This window comes from Pedobacter sp. HDW13, from assembly GCF_011303555.1.
In the GTDB taxonomy this organism is placed as follows: Bacteria; Bacteroidota; Bacteroidia; order Sphingobacteriales; family Sphingobacteriaceae; genus Pedobacter.
The window spans coordinates 2,902,142-2,919,463 of the sequence record NZ_CP049868.1 but is presented as its reverse complement, the minus strand read 5'-3'; the positions used below and the strand labels follow the sequence as shown (position 1 = coordinate 2,919,463).

At 43.0% G+C, this 17,322-nt stretch carries 13 protein-coding genes and 1 tRNA gene; 3 read left to right on the top strand and 11 right to left on the bottom strand.

Going from position 1 to position 17,322, the window contains the following annotated elements:
- Positions 1 to 3: 3 nt before the first annotated feature.
- Both G7074_RS26595 and G7074_RS12495 read right to left on the bottom strand, forming a co-directional pair.
- Positions 4 to 5,499, bottom strand: a complete 5,496-nt coding sequence (locus tag G7074_RS26595) for a collagen-like protein (RefSeq protein WP_205944187.1) — start codon at positions 5,497 to 5,499, stop codon at positions 4 to 6.
- 637 nt (positions 5,500 to 6,136) lie between these two features.
- The gene (locus G7074_RS12495; RefSeq protein WP_166208647.1) at positions 6,137 to 6,394 is read right to left on the bottom strand and encodes a hypothetical protein; all 258 of its coding nucleotides are present in this window, start codon (positions 6,392 to 6,394) and stop codon (positions 6,137 to 6,139) included.
- A 115-nt stretch (positions 6,395 to 6,509) separates the two neighbouring features.
- Between G7074_RS12495 and G7074_RS12490 the strand changes: the two genes are divergently transcribed.
- Positions 6,510 to 8,945: an outer membrane beta-barrel protein gene (locus tag G7074_RS12490; RefSeq protein WP_166208643.1), complete on the top strand. Its 2,436-nt coding sequence runs from the start codon at positions 6,510 to 6,512 to the stop codon at positions 8,943 to 8,945.
- Between the two features lie 530 nt (positions 8,946 to 9,475).
- The gene (locus G7074_RS12485; RefSeq protein ID WP_166208640.1) at positions 9,476 to 9,961 is read left to right on the top strand and encodes a GIY-YIG nuclease family protein; all 486 of its coding nucleotides are present in this window, start codon (positions 9,476 to 9,478) and stop codon (positions 9,959 to 9,961) included.
- A gap of 140 nt (positions 9,962 to 10,101) precedes the next feature.
- Here the strand turns inward: G7074_RS12485 and G7074_RS12480 are convergent, their stop codons facing one another.
- On the bottom strand, positions 10,102 to 10,749 hold the full coding sequence (locus G7074_RS12480) for a response regulator transcription factor (protein ID WP_199748420.1): 648 nt from the start codon (positions 10,747 to 10,749) through the stop codon (positions 10,102 to 10,104).
- Positions 10,739 to 11,518, bottom strand: coding sequence for a sensor histidine kinase (locus G7074_RS12475; protein WP_124562205.1), 780 nt, complete (start codon positions 11,516 to 11,518; stop codon positions 10,739 to 10,741). Before G7074_RS12475 ends, G7074_RS12480 begins: the two co-directional genes overlap by 11 nt.
- 51 nt (positions 11,519 to 11,569) lie before the next feature.
- Here G7074_RS12475 and G7074_RS12470 point away from each other — a divergent pair, with 51 nt between their 5' ends.
- Entirely contained in the window at positions 11,570 to 11,902 is a 333-nt protein-coding gene (locus tag G7074_RS12470; protein ID WP_124562206.1) for a hypothetical protein, read from the top strand.
- 241 nt (positions 11,903 to 12,143) lie between these two features.
- On the opposite strand, the gene G7074_RS12465 is transcribed toward G7074_RS12470, so the two are convergent.
- The 7 genes from G7074_RS12465 to G7074_RS12435 all read right to left on the bottom strand — a co-directional run bounded on the left by G7074_RS12465 (position 12,144) and on the right by G7074_RS12435 (position 17,310).
- The gene (locus G7074_RS12465) at positions 12,144 to 12,752 is read right to left on the bottom strand and encodes a hypothetical protein (RefSeq protein ID WP_124562207.1); all 609 of its coding nucleotides are present in this window, start codon (positions 12,750 to 12,752) and stop codon (positions 12,144 to 12,146) included.
- Positions 12,753 to 12,886: 134 nt separating this feature from the next.
- Positions 12,887 to 13,543 (bottom strand): hypothetical protein, encoded by a 657-nt coding sequence (locus tag G7074_RS12460; protein WP_166208638.1) that lies wholly within the window; start codon positions 13,541 to 13,543, stop codon positions 12,887 to 12,889.
- Complete coding sequence (locus G7074_RS12455) at positions 13,531 to 13,812, bottom strand: hypothetical protein (RefSeq protein WP_166208635.1); 282 nt, start codon at positions 13,810 to 13,812, stop codon at positions 13,531 to 13,533. Before G7074_RS12455 ends, G7074_RS12460 begins: the two co-directional genes overlap by 13 nt.
- 7 nt (positions 13,813 to 13,819) lie before the next feature.
- Positions 13,820 to 14,179, bottom strand: a complete 360-nt coding sequence (locus G7074_RS12450) for a hypothetical protein (protein WP_166208632.1) — start codon at positions 14,177 to 14,179, stop codon at positions 13,820 to 13,822.
- A 79-nt stretch (positions 14,180 to 14,258) separates the two neighbouring features.
- A complete protein-coding gene (locus G7074_RS12445) occupies positions 14,259 to 14,822 on the bottom strand; it encodes a hypothetical protein (protein ID WP_124562210.1) in 564 nt (187 codons plus the stop codon).
- 649 nt (positions 14,823 to 15,471) lie between these two features.
- Positions 15,472 to 15,548, bottom strand: a tRNA-Asn gene (locus tag G7074_RS12440).
- 196 nt (positions 15,549 to 15,744) lie between these two features.
- The gene (locus tag G7074_RS12435; protein ID WP_124562212.1) at positions 15,745 to 17,310 is read right to left on the bottom strand and encodes a SusD/RagB family nutrient-binding outer membrane lipoprotein; all 1,566 of its coding nucleotides are present in this window, start codon (positions 17,308 to 17,310) and stop codon (positions 15,745 to 15,747) included.
- Positions 17,311 to 17,322 lie beyond the last annotated feature (12 nt).

The window sequence follows — 17,322 nt, the reverse complement described above, 5'->3', positions numbered from 1 at the left end:
ATGCTATTTAACTTTAAATACAATGTTCATGAACGAAGCTTCTGTTGCTACTGCTGTTGGTTTAACAGTATAAGTAATTACACCAGCAGCAGAAACCGTTACAGTATTGAATACCGTATTATCGAAATAGGTAACGAAATAATCCAATTCGCTTGCTGGCAATACCGGCAGCGTAGAAGAAGAGTTGCTTCTGGCCTGGCCAATTCCACCAGAGAAACCAAATTGCTGCGAATACTTGCTATAAATATCCAAAGTCTGATTCCCTACCAATGGAACCCCGTTCGAGTCGTGCGTAGGCACCACTACAGAAGGGGCATAAAAGAACTTGGGCAATGCACCCTTTAAGGCTTGTAAAACACCTGTTGAGGTAACCGTTACTACTTTGTCCGTTTCAGCGCCAGTTTGCAAACCTGGAATGGCCAATGTATTTGCAGCAGTAGTAGTGATCGTAGTTGCTCCGGTTAACGGCCCTCCCAATTGGGTATTGGTAGTGCTTGATTTATTTAAACCATTATCAGCAGTACTTGCAGGTGCCAATGTAGAAAGATCTACCGTCATTGTATTTCCTCTTTGCAAAGTAAGTGTTAATATTTTTGTGGCTGCATTTAAGCTAAAAGCAGTAATGGCTTGATTATCAGTATCAATTATAGTGTTATTGATAATATAAGGACTAGCTGCAGTTCCTGCGCCCGTAATACTGATTCCAGTACCAGCTTGCGAAACACCTCCTACGCCATTGGTACCTGCAGGGCCTTGCGCGCCTGTAGCTCCAACCGGTCCCTGAGAGCCTTGCGCACCAGCTACCCCAGCAGGACCAGTAGCGCCGGTTAGACCAATAGGGCCTTGAGGACCTGTTGCACCCACAGCTCCTGCAGTACCTTGTGCACCTGTTGCTCCGATATCTCCTTTATCTCCCTTCAAACCCTGGGCTCCTGTGGCTCCTACCGGGCCTTGCGGACCAACAGCACCTGTTGCGCCAGTAGCACCTACAGCGCCAGCCGCTCCAGTATCTCCCTTATCACCTTTCAAACCCTGGGCACCTGTGGCTCCTGCAGGGCCTTGCGGGCCAATTGCACCTGTTGCACCAGTAGCACCCACTGCACCAGCCGCTCCAGTATCTCCTTTATCACCTTTTAAACCTTGTGCACCTGCGGCTCCTGCAGTACCTTGTGGGCCAATTGCACCTGTTGCACCAGCCGCTCCAGTATCTCCTTTATCACCTTTTAAACCCTGAGCACCTGTGGCTCCTACCGGGCCTTGCGGACCAACAGCACCTGTTGCGCCAGTAGCACCTACAGCGCCAGCCGCTCCAGTATCTCCCTTATCACCTTTCAAACCCTGGGCACCTGTGGCTCCTGCAGGGCCTTGCGGACCAATTGCACCTGTTGCACCAGTAGCACCAGTAGCACCCACTGCACCAGCCGCTCCAGTATCTCCTTTATCACCTTTTAAACCTTGTGCACCTGCGGCTCCTGCAGTACCTTGTGGGCCAATTGCACCTGTTGCACCAGCCGCTCCAGTATCTCCTTTATCACCTTTTAAACCCTGAGCACCTGTGGCTCCTGCAGGGCCTTGCGGACCAATTGCGCCTGTTGCACCAGTAGCACCTACTGCGCCAGCCGCTCCAGTATCTCCCTTATCACCTTGTAAACCCTGAGCACCTGTGGCTCCTACCGGGCCTTGCGGACCAATTGCGCCTGTTGCACCAGTAGCACCTACTGCGCCAGCCGCTCCAGTATCTCCCTTATCACCTTGTAAACCCTGAGCACCTGTGGCTCCTACCGGGCCTTGCGGACCAACAGCACCTGTTGCGCCAGTAGCACCTACAGCGCCAGCCGCTCCAGTATCTCCCTTATCACCTTTCAAACCCTGGGCACCTGTGGCTCCTGCAGTACCTTGCGGGCCAATTGCACCTGTTGCACCAGTAGCACCCACTGCACCAGCCGCTCCAGTATCTCCTTTATCACCTTTCAAACCTTGTGCACCTGTAGCTCCTGCAGTACCTTGTGGGCCAATTGCACCTGTTGCACCAGTAGCACCTACTGCGCCAGCCGCTCCAGTATCTCCTTTATCACCTTTCAAACCTTGTGCACCTGCGGCTCCTGCAGTACCTTGTGGGCCAATTGCACCTGTTGCACCAGTAGCACCTACTGCGCCAGCCGCTCCAGTATCTCCTTTATCACCTTTCAAACCTTGTGCACCTGCGGCTCCTGCAGTACCTTGTGGGCCAATTGCACCTGTTGCACCAGTAGCACCTATAGCGCCTGTTGCTCCAATATCTCCTTTATCACCTTTCAAACCTTGTGCACCTGTAGCTCCTACCAGACCTTGCGGACCAGTTGCTCCATCAACTCCATCCTTACCGTTCTTAATTGTTACCGTCCCCCCTGATCCATCGGTAATGGTTGTTGTACCATCAGTATTGTTGGTTAAGGTTACAGATTTACCGTCTACACCATTTGTCCCGTTTACACCGTCCTTACCATTTTTAATCGTTACCGTTCCTCCTGATCCATCAGTAATGGTTGTTGTACCATCAGTATTGTTGGTTAAGGTTACAGATTTACCGTCTACACCATTTGTTCCGTTAGTTCCGTTTACACCGTCTTTACCATTTTTAATCGTTACCGTTCCGCCTGATCCATCGGTAATAGTTGTGGTACCATCAATATTGTTGGTTAAGGTTACAGATTTTCCATCTACACCATTCGTTCCGTTTATACCGTCCTTACCATTTTTAATTGTTACCGTTCCGCCTGATCCATCGGTAATGGTTGTTGTACCATCAGTATTGTTGGTTAAGGTTACAGATTTACCGTCTACACCATTTGTTCCGTTTACACCGTCTTTACCATTTTTAATCGTTACCGTTCCGCCTGATCCATCGGTAATAGTTGTGGTACCATCGGTATTGTTGGTTAAGGTTACAGATTTACCGGCAACGCCTGCATCACCTTTATCCCCTTTTGGTCCGTTAATATTCGTCCAGGTATTTGTGCTTGGGTTATACACCCATGTGCCGCTATCGTTGGTTACAATGGTAACACCTGTACCAGGTGCACCGGCAGTGCCAGAACCCGGGGTACCCGGTGTTCCGCTTGTACCAGGCATACCCTGAACGCCTACTACACCCGCATCGCCTTTATCTCCTTTTGGTCCGTTAATATTCGTCCAGGTATTTGTGCTTGGGTTATACACCCATGTGCCACTATCGTTGGTTACAATGGTAACACCTGCTCCAGGTGCACCGGCAGTACCAGAACCCGGGGTACCCGGTGTTCCGCTTGTACCAGGCATACCCTGAACGCCTACTACACCCGCATCGCCTTTATCTCCTTTTGGTCCGTTAATATTCGTCCAGGTATTTGTGCTTGGATTATACACCCATGTGCCGCTATCGTTGGTTACAATGGTAACACCTGCTCCAGGTGCACCGGCAGTACCAGAACCCGGTGTACCCGGAGTTCCGCTTGTGCCAGGCATACCCTGAACGCCTACTACACCCGCATCGCCTTTATCCCCTTTTGGTCCGTTAATATTCGTCCAGGTATTTGTGCTTGGGTTATACACCCATGTGCCACTATCGTTGGTTACAATGGTAACACCTGTACCAGGTGCACCGGCAGTGCCAGAACCCGGGGTACCCGGTGTTCCGCTTGTACCAGGCATACCCTGAACGCCTACTACACCCGCATCGCCTTTATCTCCTTTTGGTCCGTTAATATTCGTCCAGGTATTTGTGCTTGGGTTATACACCCATGTGCCGCTATCGTTGGTTACAATGGTAACACCTGCACCAGGTGCACCGGCAGTACCAGAACCCGGTGTGCCCGGAGTTCCGCTTGTGCCAGGCATACCCTGAACGCCTACTACACCTGCATCGCCTTTATCTCCTTTTGGTCCGTTAATATTCGTCCAGGTATTTGTGCTTGGGTTATACACCCAGGTGCCGCTATCGTTGGTTACAATGGTAACACCTGTACCAGGTGCACCGGCAGTGCCAGAACCCGGCGTACCCGGTGTTCCGCTTGTGCCAGGCATACCCTGAATGCCTACTACACCCGCATCGCCTTTATCTCCTTTTGGTCCGTTAATATTCGTCCAGGTATTTGTTGTTGGATTATACACCCAGGTGCCACTATCGTTGGTTACAATGGTAACACCTGTACCAGGTGCACCGGCAGTGCCAGAACCCGGCGTACCCGGTGTTCCGCTTGTGCCAGGCATACCCTGAATGCCTACTACACCCGCATCGCCTTTATCTCCTTTTGGTCCGTTAATATTCGTCCAGGTATTTGTTGTTGGATTATACACCCAGGTGCCACTATCGTTGGTTACAATGGTAACACCTGTACCAGGTGCTCCGGCAGTGCCAGAACCCGGCGTACCCGGTGTTCCGCTTGTGCCAGGCATACCCTGAATGCCTACTACACCCGCATCGCCCTTCTCGCCTTTATCTCCTTTCGGTCCGTTAATATTTGTCCAGGTATTCGTGGTTGGATTATACACCCAGGTGCCGCTATCGTTGGTTACAATGGTAACACCTGCTCCAGGTGCACCGGCAGTACCAGAACCCGGTGTACCCGGAGTTCCGCTTGTGCCAGGCATACCCTGAACGCCTACTACACCCGCATCGCCTTTATCTCCCTTTGGTCCATTAATATTGATCCAGGTATTTGTTGTTGGATTATACACCCAGGTGCCGCTATCGTTGGTTACAATGGTAACACCTGTACCTGGTGCTCCGGCAGTGCCAGAACCCGGTGTGCCCGGTGTTCCGCTTGTGCCAGGCATACCCTGAACGCCTACTGCGCCAGCATCTCCTTTATCCCCTTTTGGTCCTTTAATATTTGTCCAGGTATTTGTAGTTGGGTTATAAACCCAGGTACCACTATCGTTAGTTACAATGGTAACGCCTGCACCAGGTGCACCGGCAGTACCAGAACCCGGAGTACCCGGAGTTCCGCTTGTGCCAGACATACCCTGAATGCCTACTGTGCCAGCATCTCCTTTATCCCCTTTTGGTCCTTTAATATTTGTCCAGGTATTAGTAGTTGGGTTATATACCCAGGTACCACTGCGGTTAATTACAATGGTAACGCCTGCGCCCGGCCCACCGGGCTCACCTGGTTTGCCAGGCACCCCATCTTTATCGGGCTGGGTTTCGACCAGAATCGAGCCTGCATCTCCTTTCGATCCTTTAACCAAATTCCATTTCGTTCCATCGTTATAATAAATCCCCGGAACAACATCGTTACTGGTTGCAGTGTTATAAACCATCATACCAGCTACATGTGCCGATAGTGGAAATGCATCGGTAGTGGTTTTTAGTGCCACCCTGGTATGAAGTAAGCCTTTATTTGAACTTTCCAGTTCGAATATTGCGTCTTTATTGGGCAGTTTTTTATCTGTAATTGAACCGTCGGTAATTTTTTGCTGAGCCAGCGCACTGTAAAAGCTTAATGATAAACCTAAGCCGAGGAGTAAGCGTTTTTTCATTTATTATTTGTTATTGTTTGCGCACCATAGATTAATGACCTACGGCTTTAAAAAATTCTATCTTTTGTAGTTTCAGCATTACATAAAATAGCCGAACCGTGCGCTCGACAGTTAACTACTTATGGGATGTTGGGGAGGGGACGGTTTTTGAAAAATAAATCGCTTTATTTTCCTACTACAAAGAAATAGTTATGAAAAAAGATAAAGAAATTTATAAATACGCACATATACTTAAGGCAATCAACGTATTGATTATCAATAATATAACAACAACGCACAACCTGTTTTGAGTAGGTGTTTACAGAAAAAAAAGATGAATAGCATTGTTTCCGGACCGTTTACAATTTGTTTTTCTAGCCGTAAACGTAAGACTACAAAGAGGAAAATATTTGAATTGACCATGTAAGAGATCTTGGAATTGAAAAACGAGGTGCGTTTTAATTGATCAAAAATGATGTCTGGTAACTATTTTTTCAATAGCTAAGCGAAAGTAATTGGGCTGGAATAATTGAAAAGATCTGGTGCTAAAATCCGGAGGTATGCACCAATAAGAGCAACCACCAGATGTGGTGGCTGCTCTATGGATAGGCTTAGGCTTAAGTTCTGTATTAATGAAGAAAAACCTTATTATGGTACACTATTTCAAATTTGCTTTTATCTGTTTTACCTTACTGTTAATTGTAAGGCTCAGATTTAAATGCCCGCCAGCGAAATCGTTGCCTGCATTTTCTTTTACCAAGATTGCAGGGGCAGTATTACCGCTATAGGGATATAAGATGGTAATAAATGTTTGTGGATTTGTACTCGTTTTTTGCTTTTCAAACACAAATGCAGGGCGGGCCCGCTCATTACGGTAAAATAAGACACTTTTCCTGCTTAAACTACGACGTTCCATCGGGTTGATGGATTAGCATACCTGATCAAAGAGACAGGATACTTTATCGTTTAATAAAAGATTTACGACATATCTATCCCAGAATATTACTATTTATGCAGGGACTTTGACATGAATGAACTTTGAACTAATGACTATATCCGCCTTAAAATTTTTAAAAGTCTTTTTACTTATCCTGCTATTCCTCGATATCAAAGCATTTGCCCAAAGCAAAGTTTTCAAGGGGAAAGTTGAAACCGGAAAATCCATAGCATTAGCCGATGCCTACATAAAGATATTCTCTCCAACAAACTCGACAAATCCTACAGTTACCAGGACGTCGGACAAAAACGGACTTTTTACCATAGATAATCTAGGTCCGGCCGACTATTTCCTAATTGAAATCTCCCATACCTCAACATTTACCTACAAGGGCAGGTTCTCTTTCAAAAATACAACAGACAGCCTATACGTATTCTTGCTTCAAGAAAAGATAAATATCCTGAATGGTGTTGATGTAGTGGGTCGGCGTCCACTTATCTCCAGAAAAAATGATAAACTGATCGTCAATGTAGAGGGCAATGACGCCCTGCAAGGGAAGAACTTTAACCAGATCTTACAGTATGCACCAGGGATCCAGGTTATGAACAATGAAATATTCATCAATGGTGTTTCCGGTGTAAGAATTTATCTCGACGGGCAACCATTGAAAATGACGGGCAATGCCTTGAAAAACTATCTGGCAAATATAAATGCCGGAGAGCTTAAAAACATTGAGATTCTTGGCACCCCCTCTTCTGAATTTTCGGCCGAAGGCTTGGGAGGAATTATCAATATCAATATAAAAAAAACAACAGTTGATGGCATAACAGGTTACCTTGGAGGTCAGCAATCATTTGGATTGGGCCGGTACCCCTCTACCAGTCCATATGCGAATATTAACCTAAAGAAAGACAAAATCCAGTTGAGTGCTAAATATAGCTACCAGGTAAGAAAAGAGTATTTCACAGATGAACAGTTCAGGACACTCATTTCAGGCACCTCCTTCTCTTCTGAAACGGAGCGGATAACAAGGGGGAACCAAACCAACCTTAATTTAGGGCTTGCATATGATGTAGATGCCAGGCAAAACATTAGTATTAATTACAATGGCAACTATGCAACTGAAAAAGAATCGAGTCTGAGCGAGGCGCTGATAAAAAATACAGGACCTACAAATACAGTAAGATCTGCTGGCCAGTTCAACAATATATCGAAGGTCGGATACCACAACTTCGGTATCAACTACCGTTTATATACCGACTCATTAAAGTCGAGGCTGAGTGTAAATGGCGATTTCACAACAAACAGCAAAAAAGAGTCCAGTGAAATCGAAAGCTCTTTCAGAGACGACCTCAACAACCTTTTATCTGATACACTCTACAATTTTATCTTTCCGAGCCATTCCAGAATTTACACCGGTGATATTAAGTACCTGAAAGTATTTAAAGGCGGGCATGAACTGAATTTTGGTGGCCGCATATCAAAATCATATATAAATACCGACAATTCTATTGAGCTTTTTACAGGCAATGGATTTTTCACAGATCCGAAATCCAGTTTCAATTATCTGTACGACGAAATGATCACGGCAGGATTTATTGAAGGAAGTGGAAAGTTTCTAAACCTAAATTACAGACTTGGCTTAAGAGGCGAGGCAACAGACATTCTCACTTCACTTCACTCGTTAGGAAACCAAATGGACAATCAACGAAAATACTTCAACATCTTTCCCTCCATTTATTTTGGCAGGGATTTAGACCAAAAAAAATACTATAATCTCTCACTCACTTACAACAGGAGAATTGCCAGGCCCTCTTACTCAACTTTGAATCCTTACATATTTTATGTAGACAACAATACCATCTCGACAGGAAATCCCAATTTAAGACCATCATTTGCGGACAATCTACAACTGACGTTTACATTAAAGAACAGATATAATTTAAGTCTACTATATTCTAATCTAAGTTGCCAGATTCAAAGGATTGTATCTGTAGATCAATCAGATATCCTCTACCAGACATGGGAAAATGTGGGCAATACAAGGCTTTACAATGTAAACCTCTCAGCGCCATTCGACATCACAAAATTCTGGACAACAAACAACTCCCTACTGTTACAATTTAAACAGGTAACCGGGGATCAGTATCAGATCCAAAAAGGTACATTCGTTTTCCAGAACAGCAATGATTTTGAAATCAATAAAACACTATCGCTGTCCCTGAGCACATACTATACTCCCCGCAGCATCTATGCTAATACCATCACAAAAGGTTATGGAGATATTTCAGCAGGAATTTCAAAAAAGACGCTAAAGAATAAGTTGGCGATCAATGTCAACCTTGAAGACATATTCTTTAGCAGCAACCCACACATCACCAGTTATTACAACAATCAGGCAATTACCAGGAATCCAAAATTTCAGACGAGAAAACTATATTTTTCTTTGAGATACAATTTTAGATCTGGAAAAGCCTTCAAAAAAAGCACTTATGAGAAAAGCAGTGCTGATGAAAGCGGGAGATTGTAGAAATATTCATCCTACAAACAGAAGCTATTGGATAGTGTACTAGTCAATCGAATAACCATATTTACAATTCAAGTGCTTACATAAAAAGAAAGATGATAGTTCGACGTAGGTCTGATACGGGTTTCCCTTTACAGTTGGTCTTATCCGAGAAATTCTGGATTATTGGAGAAAGCAACTCTGATACTACTTATTATTATAAAGGCTATTATGAGAAAGGGAGGCCTGTTTTCAGTATGGCCATAATTGAATCACTACATATAGCTTGGTTTGAAAATGCAAAAGAACTTTTCAATTTCCTTAACAAAAAATTTCCCTGCGAAATATGGCTAGTTGAGAATAACAACGTCACAAAAGTCCTTTGATTTCAGCAGGGGAAACGATTTCATAAGCCATATAATTCATATAATTTAACACCTTGGAGATTATTTCAGCATCAAAGCGTTACAAATACTTGAGCACTGGTATAAGAGATGATGTCAATAAAAAAGAATTTACCGCTTCGAAGACCCTTGTGGATAAAAGACATTAAAATGGAAGAAAAACTCAATATCACTCATGAGAACCTCATCAGTAACGAAGATTTTATAGAGTTTTTAGATAAAAGAATGCTTGGCAACATTGGAGAAGGCCCATGGAAATCGCTAACTATCTGCCATGGAGAAGAATGTTTTGAACATTATGGAGTTACTACATACCAACAGATCAGAAGGAAATTTGAGTCTGTAAAAAACCTTGCGGGTGTATATGCTTATTTTATTAAAAATCAAAAAACGGAATGTATATATATTGGGGTGAGCAAAAATTTAAGCGAAAGAATATATCAGCATTTATTAGAGTCCTGTAATGCCTGGGGGCACCCCAGATATAAAGAAGCTTTTAAAAACTACCGTGGCGAGGTTGATTTCTATTATTTACCACTTGGTGACCAATCCAAAGATGGCGACTATCTCAGAAGTATAGTTGAAAAAATTTTGCAGGTGAAATATAAGCCTATATTGCATTCAATAAAATTATAGTAAGGATCAAATAAATAGGTGTTCAGCGTAGTCTTAAAAGCTAAGGAAAATAAGTTCTAATAAAACATGGTATTGGTGAAGAAGTAAAACCTGCACTTAAACTTCCCATTTAAGTGAAATGCCCAAGGCTTACAGCATAATTAGGTCTTTTTCAGCTGAACGATATTTCGCCTGATGGCTTCTAGCGCCATCCCAACACGGCTTTGGACCTGGAGCTTTTCAAATAGTTTTTCGCGATAACCATCAATGGTACGCTCACTGAGGAACATTTTAGCAGCAATTTCCTTATAAGTCATATCACTGCAGGCCAGTTCTAAAAAAACAATCTCCCTTTCGCTAAATACCTCTTTTTTCTCTTCCTTATAACTGATCAAGGCCTTTAGTTTGTGATGACTGATGTCACCGCTAAATTCACCGCTCTTATTTATTGCAGCTAAAGCAGTTTCAAAAACATTTGGATGGGTGTCTTTCAGCAGATAGGAACAGCACCCGGCACGGAGCATTTCAATTATTGCCTGGTCAGTATTGTTCATCGAGAGTGCCACAAGCTTCGTTACAGGATGATTTTCCCTCATCCACTTCGCTGTCGCAATACCGTCCATTACCGGCATATTTACATCGATGAGCATCATGTCGGGCGAATTATCAAGACCCTTCATTTTTCGCTGCAAGTCCTCTCCATTTGTGGCCTTAACGCAGATATTGTAGTCCTTGAAACTCTCCAGCATAAACGCCAGCGATTCCAAAAAAATCAAATGGTCGTCGACCAATCCTATATTAACTTTCATGTGGAATGTCATTTAGTGGTAATTCTATATTAACCTGGGTTCCTTGTCCGGTATTAATCCATTCTATTTTTCCTTTAAGCAAAAGGCTCCTTTGCCGCATGTTACTCATTCCCAATCCTGCTTCTTCCAGTTCAGTGAAACCCGGGCCATCATCACTGATTTTGATGTTAAGAGCATCTTGGTCATCAGCGGTGAGGATATGGATGAACAAGTATTTTGGTTTAGCATGGCGGATGGCATTTTGTATGGCTTCCTGTATGATCCTGAAGAGTATGATCTGCCGATCAGGGGCCATTAATATTCTCGAAGGGTGAATAAAAGTGATTTCAAATGCTCCGCTTGATCCAAGCCGCTGGCATTCGGCCTTTAGGTTTGTCAAAAGATCAAAGCGTTCAAGCCATTCCCTGTCCAAAGATCTGGCAAGTGACCGAAGTTCGGATATAGCATCTGTAATTGTTTCATTCGCGGCATTTAATAATGGGATGGTTTGGGGGAATGCCCTTTCTGCCAAACCAATATGCATTTTTGCACTGCTCAACAACTGCCCGATATTATCATGCAGTTCCTTTGACATTGCGGCAAAAGTAATTTCCTGGACTTCTATCCTTGACTGTAGCAGCTGACCGGAAAACTCCTCTTCCATAGCCCGTTTTTCAAGCAAAAACCTTGACTGTTTATCCTTATAATTGATGATTGCGAAAATAATACCTCCAGAAAGCACCAGAATAATCATTGATATTATGATAATGGCTGAATAGATTTCTTCCATCTGTATTGAGATAAACCGATAAGCAAAAGGATATACAATCCGTAATTGCCTATGGAATTGATTATTGAAAAATTAACCCTGGTACTTATTTTCATCGATTTTACTGCCATCATCGAGTTGTATATTGCATTAAATGGAAGCGTACCGATAAAATACACAAAGAAGGCCAGTGCAATCCAGAAGGAGGACCGTCGAAAAATGCTCCGTTCGTCAGTGGGCTCAATGGACCACATAGTTGTCAGGCACCAGGTAATTACCAGTAGGCCTTCAATACTGTTGCTGATGCTCGGCAACTTTAAAACATCCTGTAGGTTTAGGGTGATCAATACCGAAATGGTCGCAAAAACCGGTATCGATATCTGCATTGCCTTTTTAACCGGATGATAAGGTATACAGTCATAAAGGATCAGGGTTATAAAAGTGTATTCGCAGATATTGAAAATATGGTAAAAAATATAGTAGTTCGTTTTTTTATAAATGCATATTTCTACCATTATCTCCGTTATAATGGAGATAAGCAGCAACAGGGCCAGCAGCCTGACCCTGTAAAACTTTATATAAAACAGACTTCTAATAAAGCACGCCAGCATCAGCAGGTAATAAATGTACTGTAAGCGGAACATGCCTAGAACTTCTCTATCTGAAAATCATGAAGGTCGGAAATAAACGCCGAAAAGCTTCTGTTCTGGAACGACCATTCAGGTTTGGAGATAAACGCATTGAGCGATTTAACAGGATCACCGTGAAAAGTTGATCCTTCATTTCCTTTTTCCTCAACAGGTGGGGGCAAATTTTCGGTCTGCATGGTCAAGGTCTGATCTTCGGCGGTGGAATCGGTTTCCATCTGTTGGGCGATACTTTCCAGTATTTCTCGCTTGATGGTACTCCCGTCGGCTTTTACCCCTTGCAGGGAGAGGCTGGCCTTACCCGAACTCTCATCAGGGATTGCCATATAAAACCGGATGTATTCGCAATCTTCCTGAGAAAGAATTCTAAAGATTGAGGCTTTACTGAATTCTACCCAAAGTACATCCTTAAAAGGATTTTTGGGGTCCGGGTTTTGCATCTGGTCTTTGAAGCGCCTGATCATGTTAAGGAAAGCTTCAGGTGTCACAGGCATTCCGTAATGTTTACCTGTACTTACATCGGAAAATGGCTGTTCGCGGGTGATCTCAACTTCGTTTTGAGCACTGTCATAGCCGTGAACCTTCATGGTTTTGTTTTTCTTTGCCATAATAATTTGATTTAGATGATTTATTGTCAGAGCGTATTTATTAATGGTTCTCGCGTAAGTAATTTTAGGTCAATTGCTTGTGAGTTAAATTAACAAATTTAAACGAAGATCTGACAATTTATTTTGCTGGATTTTTATTTATCTTTTGCTTCATTTCTTGATAGCCCAACTTTAAAGCCCAATAAAGAAATGATGTTATTGACGCCTGATATATCTTTACCTACAGAACCCGTTAAAACTATATTCTCGCTTATGGCGTAGTTGACCGCGAAGGCCAGTCGTTCATAGTGCTTGCCCCCGGTTTCCCTTCTATTCACATACTCGGCAGAAAGATCCCATTTGGCTTTCGTAAACTTTAGGCCTGCACCAAAATCCAAAGCTGAGCTGTCCTGGCTGGAGGTATTGTTTTTCCATGAATATCTTGCCAGCCCGACAAGGCCAACCGGGAATTTTGCAGGCTGCCATTTGATATTTAACCAGGTGCCGGATTTGTTAAAGTCCAAATCCTTAAGGTAACCTTCTGTTGATTTGCCAAGCACTGCGGCTGCAAACTCTACAACAAAGAGTCCCTGCTGGGAAGCTTCATCCAGCGCCTCGTTTGCTTTATTGATGGAATCCAGATTTATTGTTGTTCCCTGACTCAATAGCGACACAAGATCCGCTGCTTTCTTTTGAAGATTTTCGCGGCTACGCTCACTATAAAGCCGCAGCAGCTGAACACGTAAACCAGGGGCAAATCCAAAAGTATTTTTTTCCTTATATGTGGCTACTGAAAAAGTCAGTGTCTGCAAAAAGGAAATTTTTCGGTGATGAAATCTTTATAGGTATAATTGGGTTTATTACTGAGCCAGTATGGTGAAACCTCGACCGCCCCACCTTCAGCAAGGGTCATTAAGCTTGCGCTGAATGCCCTTGGTGTGGAAGGTTTGCTTACCATTGAGGGGGCTTTATCTCCCAAGATTAATCCGGGCGCATCGGGAATGATGAGGTCATTCATTTTGACCTGCGCATTCGCGTAAAACGCCAGGCAGGTAAATGTAAACAGGAGTATCTTTTTCATGTGATTTCTATTTAAACCTATAAGTTGCGGTAATCGAGCAGATGTCCCCGCTATTTGATACGGTATCTGTGGTGACGATTTGACCGGGCGAACCTCCAGAAAAATAATCGGTGACGATAATGTTATTGGTTCCAGGGTTGATGTCCAGCACATTGGTGATAATCTCCAAAGTTCTTCCACGGAGACTGTCAGCCTCACCAAGGGCCAGGTTATTAACATCTCCTTTGTGGAAGATTTGGTCTGAATCGGTAAATTTCACTTGGTTTCCACCGATTTGTGCATTGCCTATTGCTATTGACAAACTGATCTGACCCATTTCTGCCAGTTGAATTTCGACTAGCGGATTCGTTTTTTTCTGAACTTTCATCTTGTTTTAGTTTAGTGTTTGATTTTAGATTGATTTATTTTTTTCTTTGAGCAATTATATCAGTTTTGCTCCCTGAGATCTATTTTGTGACAGGGCGGTTTTCTGTGACTTTTAACACTGCATATGCACCGGAACTAATACCAAGAAGCATAAGTGTTTTGGCGGGAAAAAGAAATAGCTTTTCATCGCTGATAACTACCGATATAAAATAGCAGCCGTAAATGATGTTGAAAATAAAGGTCTGCAGTCTTGTAGTACTGATCCCGTCTTTATCTGAAAGGATATCTAAAAAGAAATTTTCGGTTTCCGAAGTGTCCTGGATGCGTGCAATCTTTGGATCCTGACTCTGTAAAGAGTCGATGGTGGCTGCTGTTGCTGTAGTGCCAGCAGCGATTCCAAGCAGGGCTAAAACACCTTCGTTGAGCTCAGGGACTTTGCCCAGAACGATACCTAAATAACATATAGAAAGCAGGACAAGCACCGTCCAGAAAAACAGCGTAGTCTTTGCAAGGCTGTAGGAACGCTGGTCGCTTGTCAAGACACTCATGTCTTTTAAGGCGGCTAGAAGCCGGCTATTAAGCGATAAAAAAAGGATGACGATTAATGCAAGCGCCACCGAAAAGGCAATTGAGCAAGAGTTCATTTTGATTGAATTAAGTTGTTTAAATTTTTAGTTGCCAGATTTTATTGGATTTCCCTATTTAAGGGCCTAAGGCCCTAGGCAGAACATTATTTTTCATGACAATGATTTTTGCTTAATGTATGGATCAAATGTATCGGCTTATCGGCAGGCAGACTATGGGGAATTTCCCGTATTTATAATGTAAGTTTCCCCGTTTTTCTAGAACTATCTTATTGACCACTAAGAAGCAAGAAGATTTCTAGCAGGCTGAATAAAAGATTTCTGATTGTAAAAAACCGTACCCGGTATTTTTTTCCTGATGAAATCGCATTGGTTCGGGGGGCATACAAAATTTAACTACATGAATGCTAGATGGAGTCCCGTTTAGGTCAAGTATCCAATAATACTATATCACTGGAGGAACTAAATGGATAACTTGATGATGCAATTGAAAAACTCGCAGAAATCCACACAGTTTACTGTAAATCAAAAAGTTATGCAAAAAAAATAAAAATTATTGGTTCGATGTTCCCTGAGAAATTCACATTTGAAGAATTGCAACATCGAACCGCAAAGAGGAGCGCGATGCATCAAATGATCTACCTGATTAACAATGAGATAGAAGGTAAAAAAAGAAGGGCAAGCGACCGTAAAACGTGCTTGCCCACTCTGGCTCCCTCTGCTGGGCTCGAACCAGCGACCCTCTGATTAACAGTCAGATGCTCTAACCAGCTGAGCTAAGAAGGAATCTGGCTATCCAAAAAACAACTTTCTTTAAGCTTTGCAGCAAATATCTGCTTGTTTGTTTTGGGAGTGCAATATTAGCGCTTTAATATGATTTATGCAACAAATATTTCAAATATTATTAAACAAAATGGCCTTTCTTAAATAACGAAAGGCCATTTTAGTTATTTTAAACTGATTACCAAACAGTTAATTAAAATTACTTTACAATCCATGGAGCTAAATTAATATCATCAACGCCATTATATTGGCGGCTCAAAGCCTGGTTTAAGTTTTCGCCATTGGTGGTACGCTCAATGTTGGGGTATTGAAAACGTTTCGGTATCCGCTGGCTATTACCAATACCTGGCCCCACCTGAAATTCGGGCACTCCTGTTCGGCGGTATTGATAGTAAGCTTCGAAACCAGAATTACGGAAATAAGCAAGGTATTTCTGCGTAAGGATTTGCGTTAAACCTTTAACCGTATTGCCATCATATTTAACAGCTGTTTGAGCATAATAATCAGTTTCAAAAGTGAAGTTAACAGCATAGGTTTCAAATTCACCCAGTTTACCATCTTTTTTCAAAAAGGTTACCGTATTGCTGCCATCGTGTACACCATAAAAAGCAATAGATGCCTGGATTCCTTTTTTATACCAGCTTTCCGCATCGCCGGTAGCCCAGCCGCGGTTTATGCCTTCGGCTTTGATAAAACATAACTCAGGATACGAAATAATGAAAGTATTTTCGGCGGTATAACCACTGTAATAACGGTAACGGCCAATTAATGAATACAAACCTTTCTGCACCTTATCCAGCATCACCCCCTGGTCTTCGCCGGTACTGGCGCCAACAAAATTGCGGTAATCGGTAAGCGCATAACCATTGGCTTCGGCAATACCCCTGGCAGGCTCTGCCACCATGTAAGCCCGCGGGTCTTTCAATTGCGAAAGCGTATTTAAATAAGTACCTGCCATGTTATAACGTAGGGCATCGTTACCAAAGTTATCTTTGTTGTTCGGGTACTTGTTAAAACTCTCGTTGTATACAAATTGCAGGTTATCGGCCATGCTCTCCATTACCGGATATTTGACAGCATTACCCAGAATTGTGGCAAACTGTTGTTTTACCTGCAAATCAGCATCATCAGCCCGGCTGCTCAACTGAATCAACGTTCTTAACCTAAAGGTATTTACCACTTTCTGCCAGGCCAGCAAATCGTTTTTGAGATAAATATCGCCTTTTAGCTCTTTGTTTCCGGCAGCAATCAATGCAGTTAAATCGGTATTGGCCTGATCTAACCAACTGATCGATTGTTTAAAGATATCCTTTTGTGTATCGTATTTCGGGGTAAGGTTAGCGAAACCTTTTAAAGCATCGGTCATTGGTAAATCGCCTACCTTTAAGCTCATCTTAATAAAGAAATAAGCTTTAAAGAATTTGGCCAGCGCCAGGTAAGGTTTGGCTACCTCGCCACCTAATCGATTGGCTTCTTCTTCCATTTTAACTACGTTTTTTAAAGTAGTATAATCCAACGATGCACCTGTCCAGTCGTAATTGTTGGTGGCATAATAGAAATAATTTGCCGCGGTATATTGGTTCCAGCGCTCGGAGCCCGAAAACGGGGCTTCGTACATATTGTACAAAATGCCGTTAATTAATAAGTTTGGCGGAACATGCTCGGCCTGATTGGGGTTATTAAAATTTTCTTCGAATGTTTTTTTACATCCTGTGGCTGCTGCCATTGCGATGAAAAGAAACAGTATGCGATATATTGATTTCATGATCTTATATTT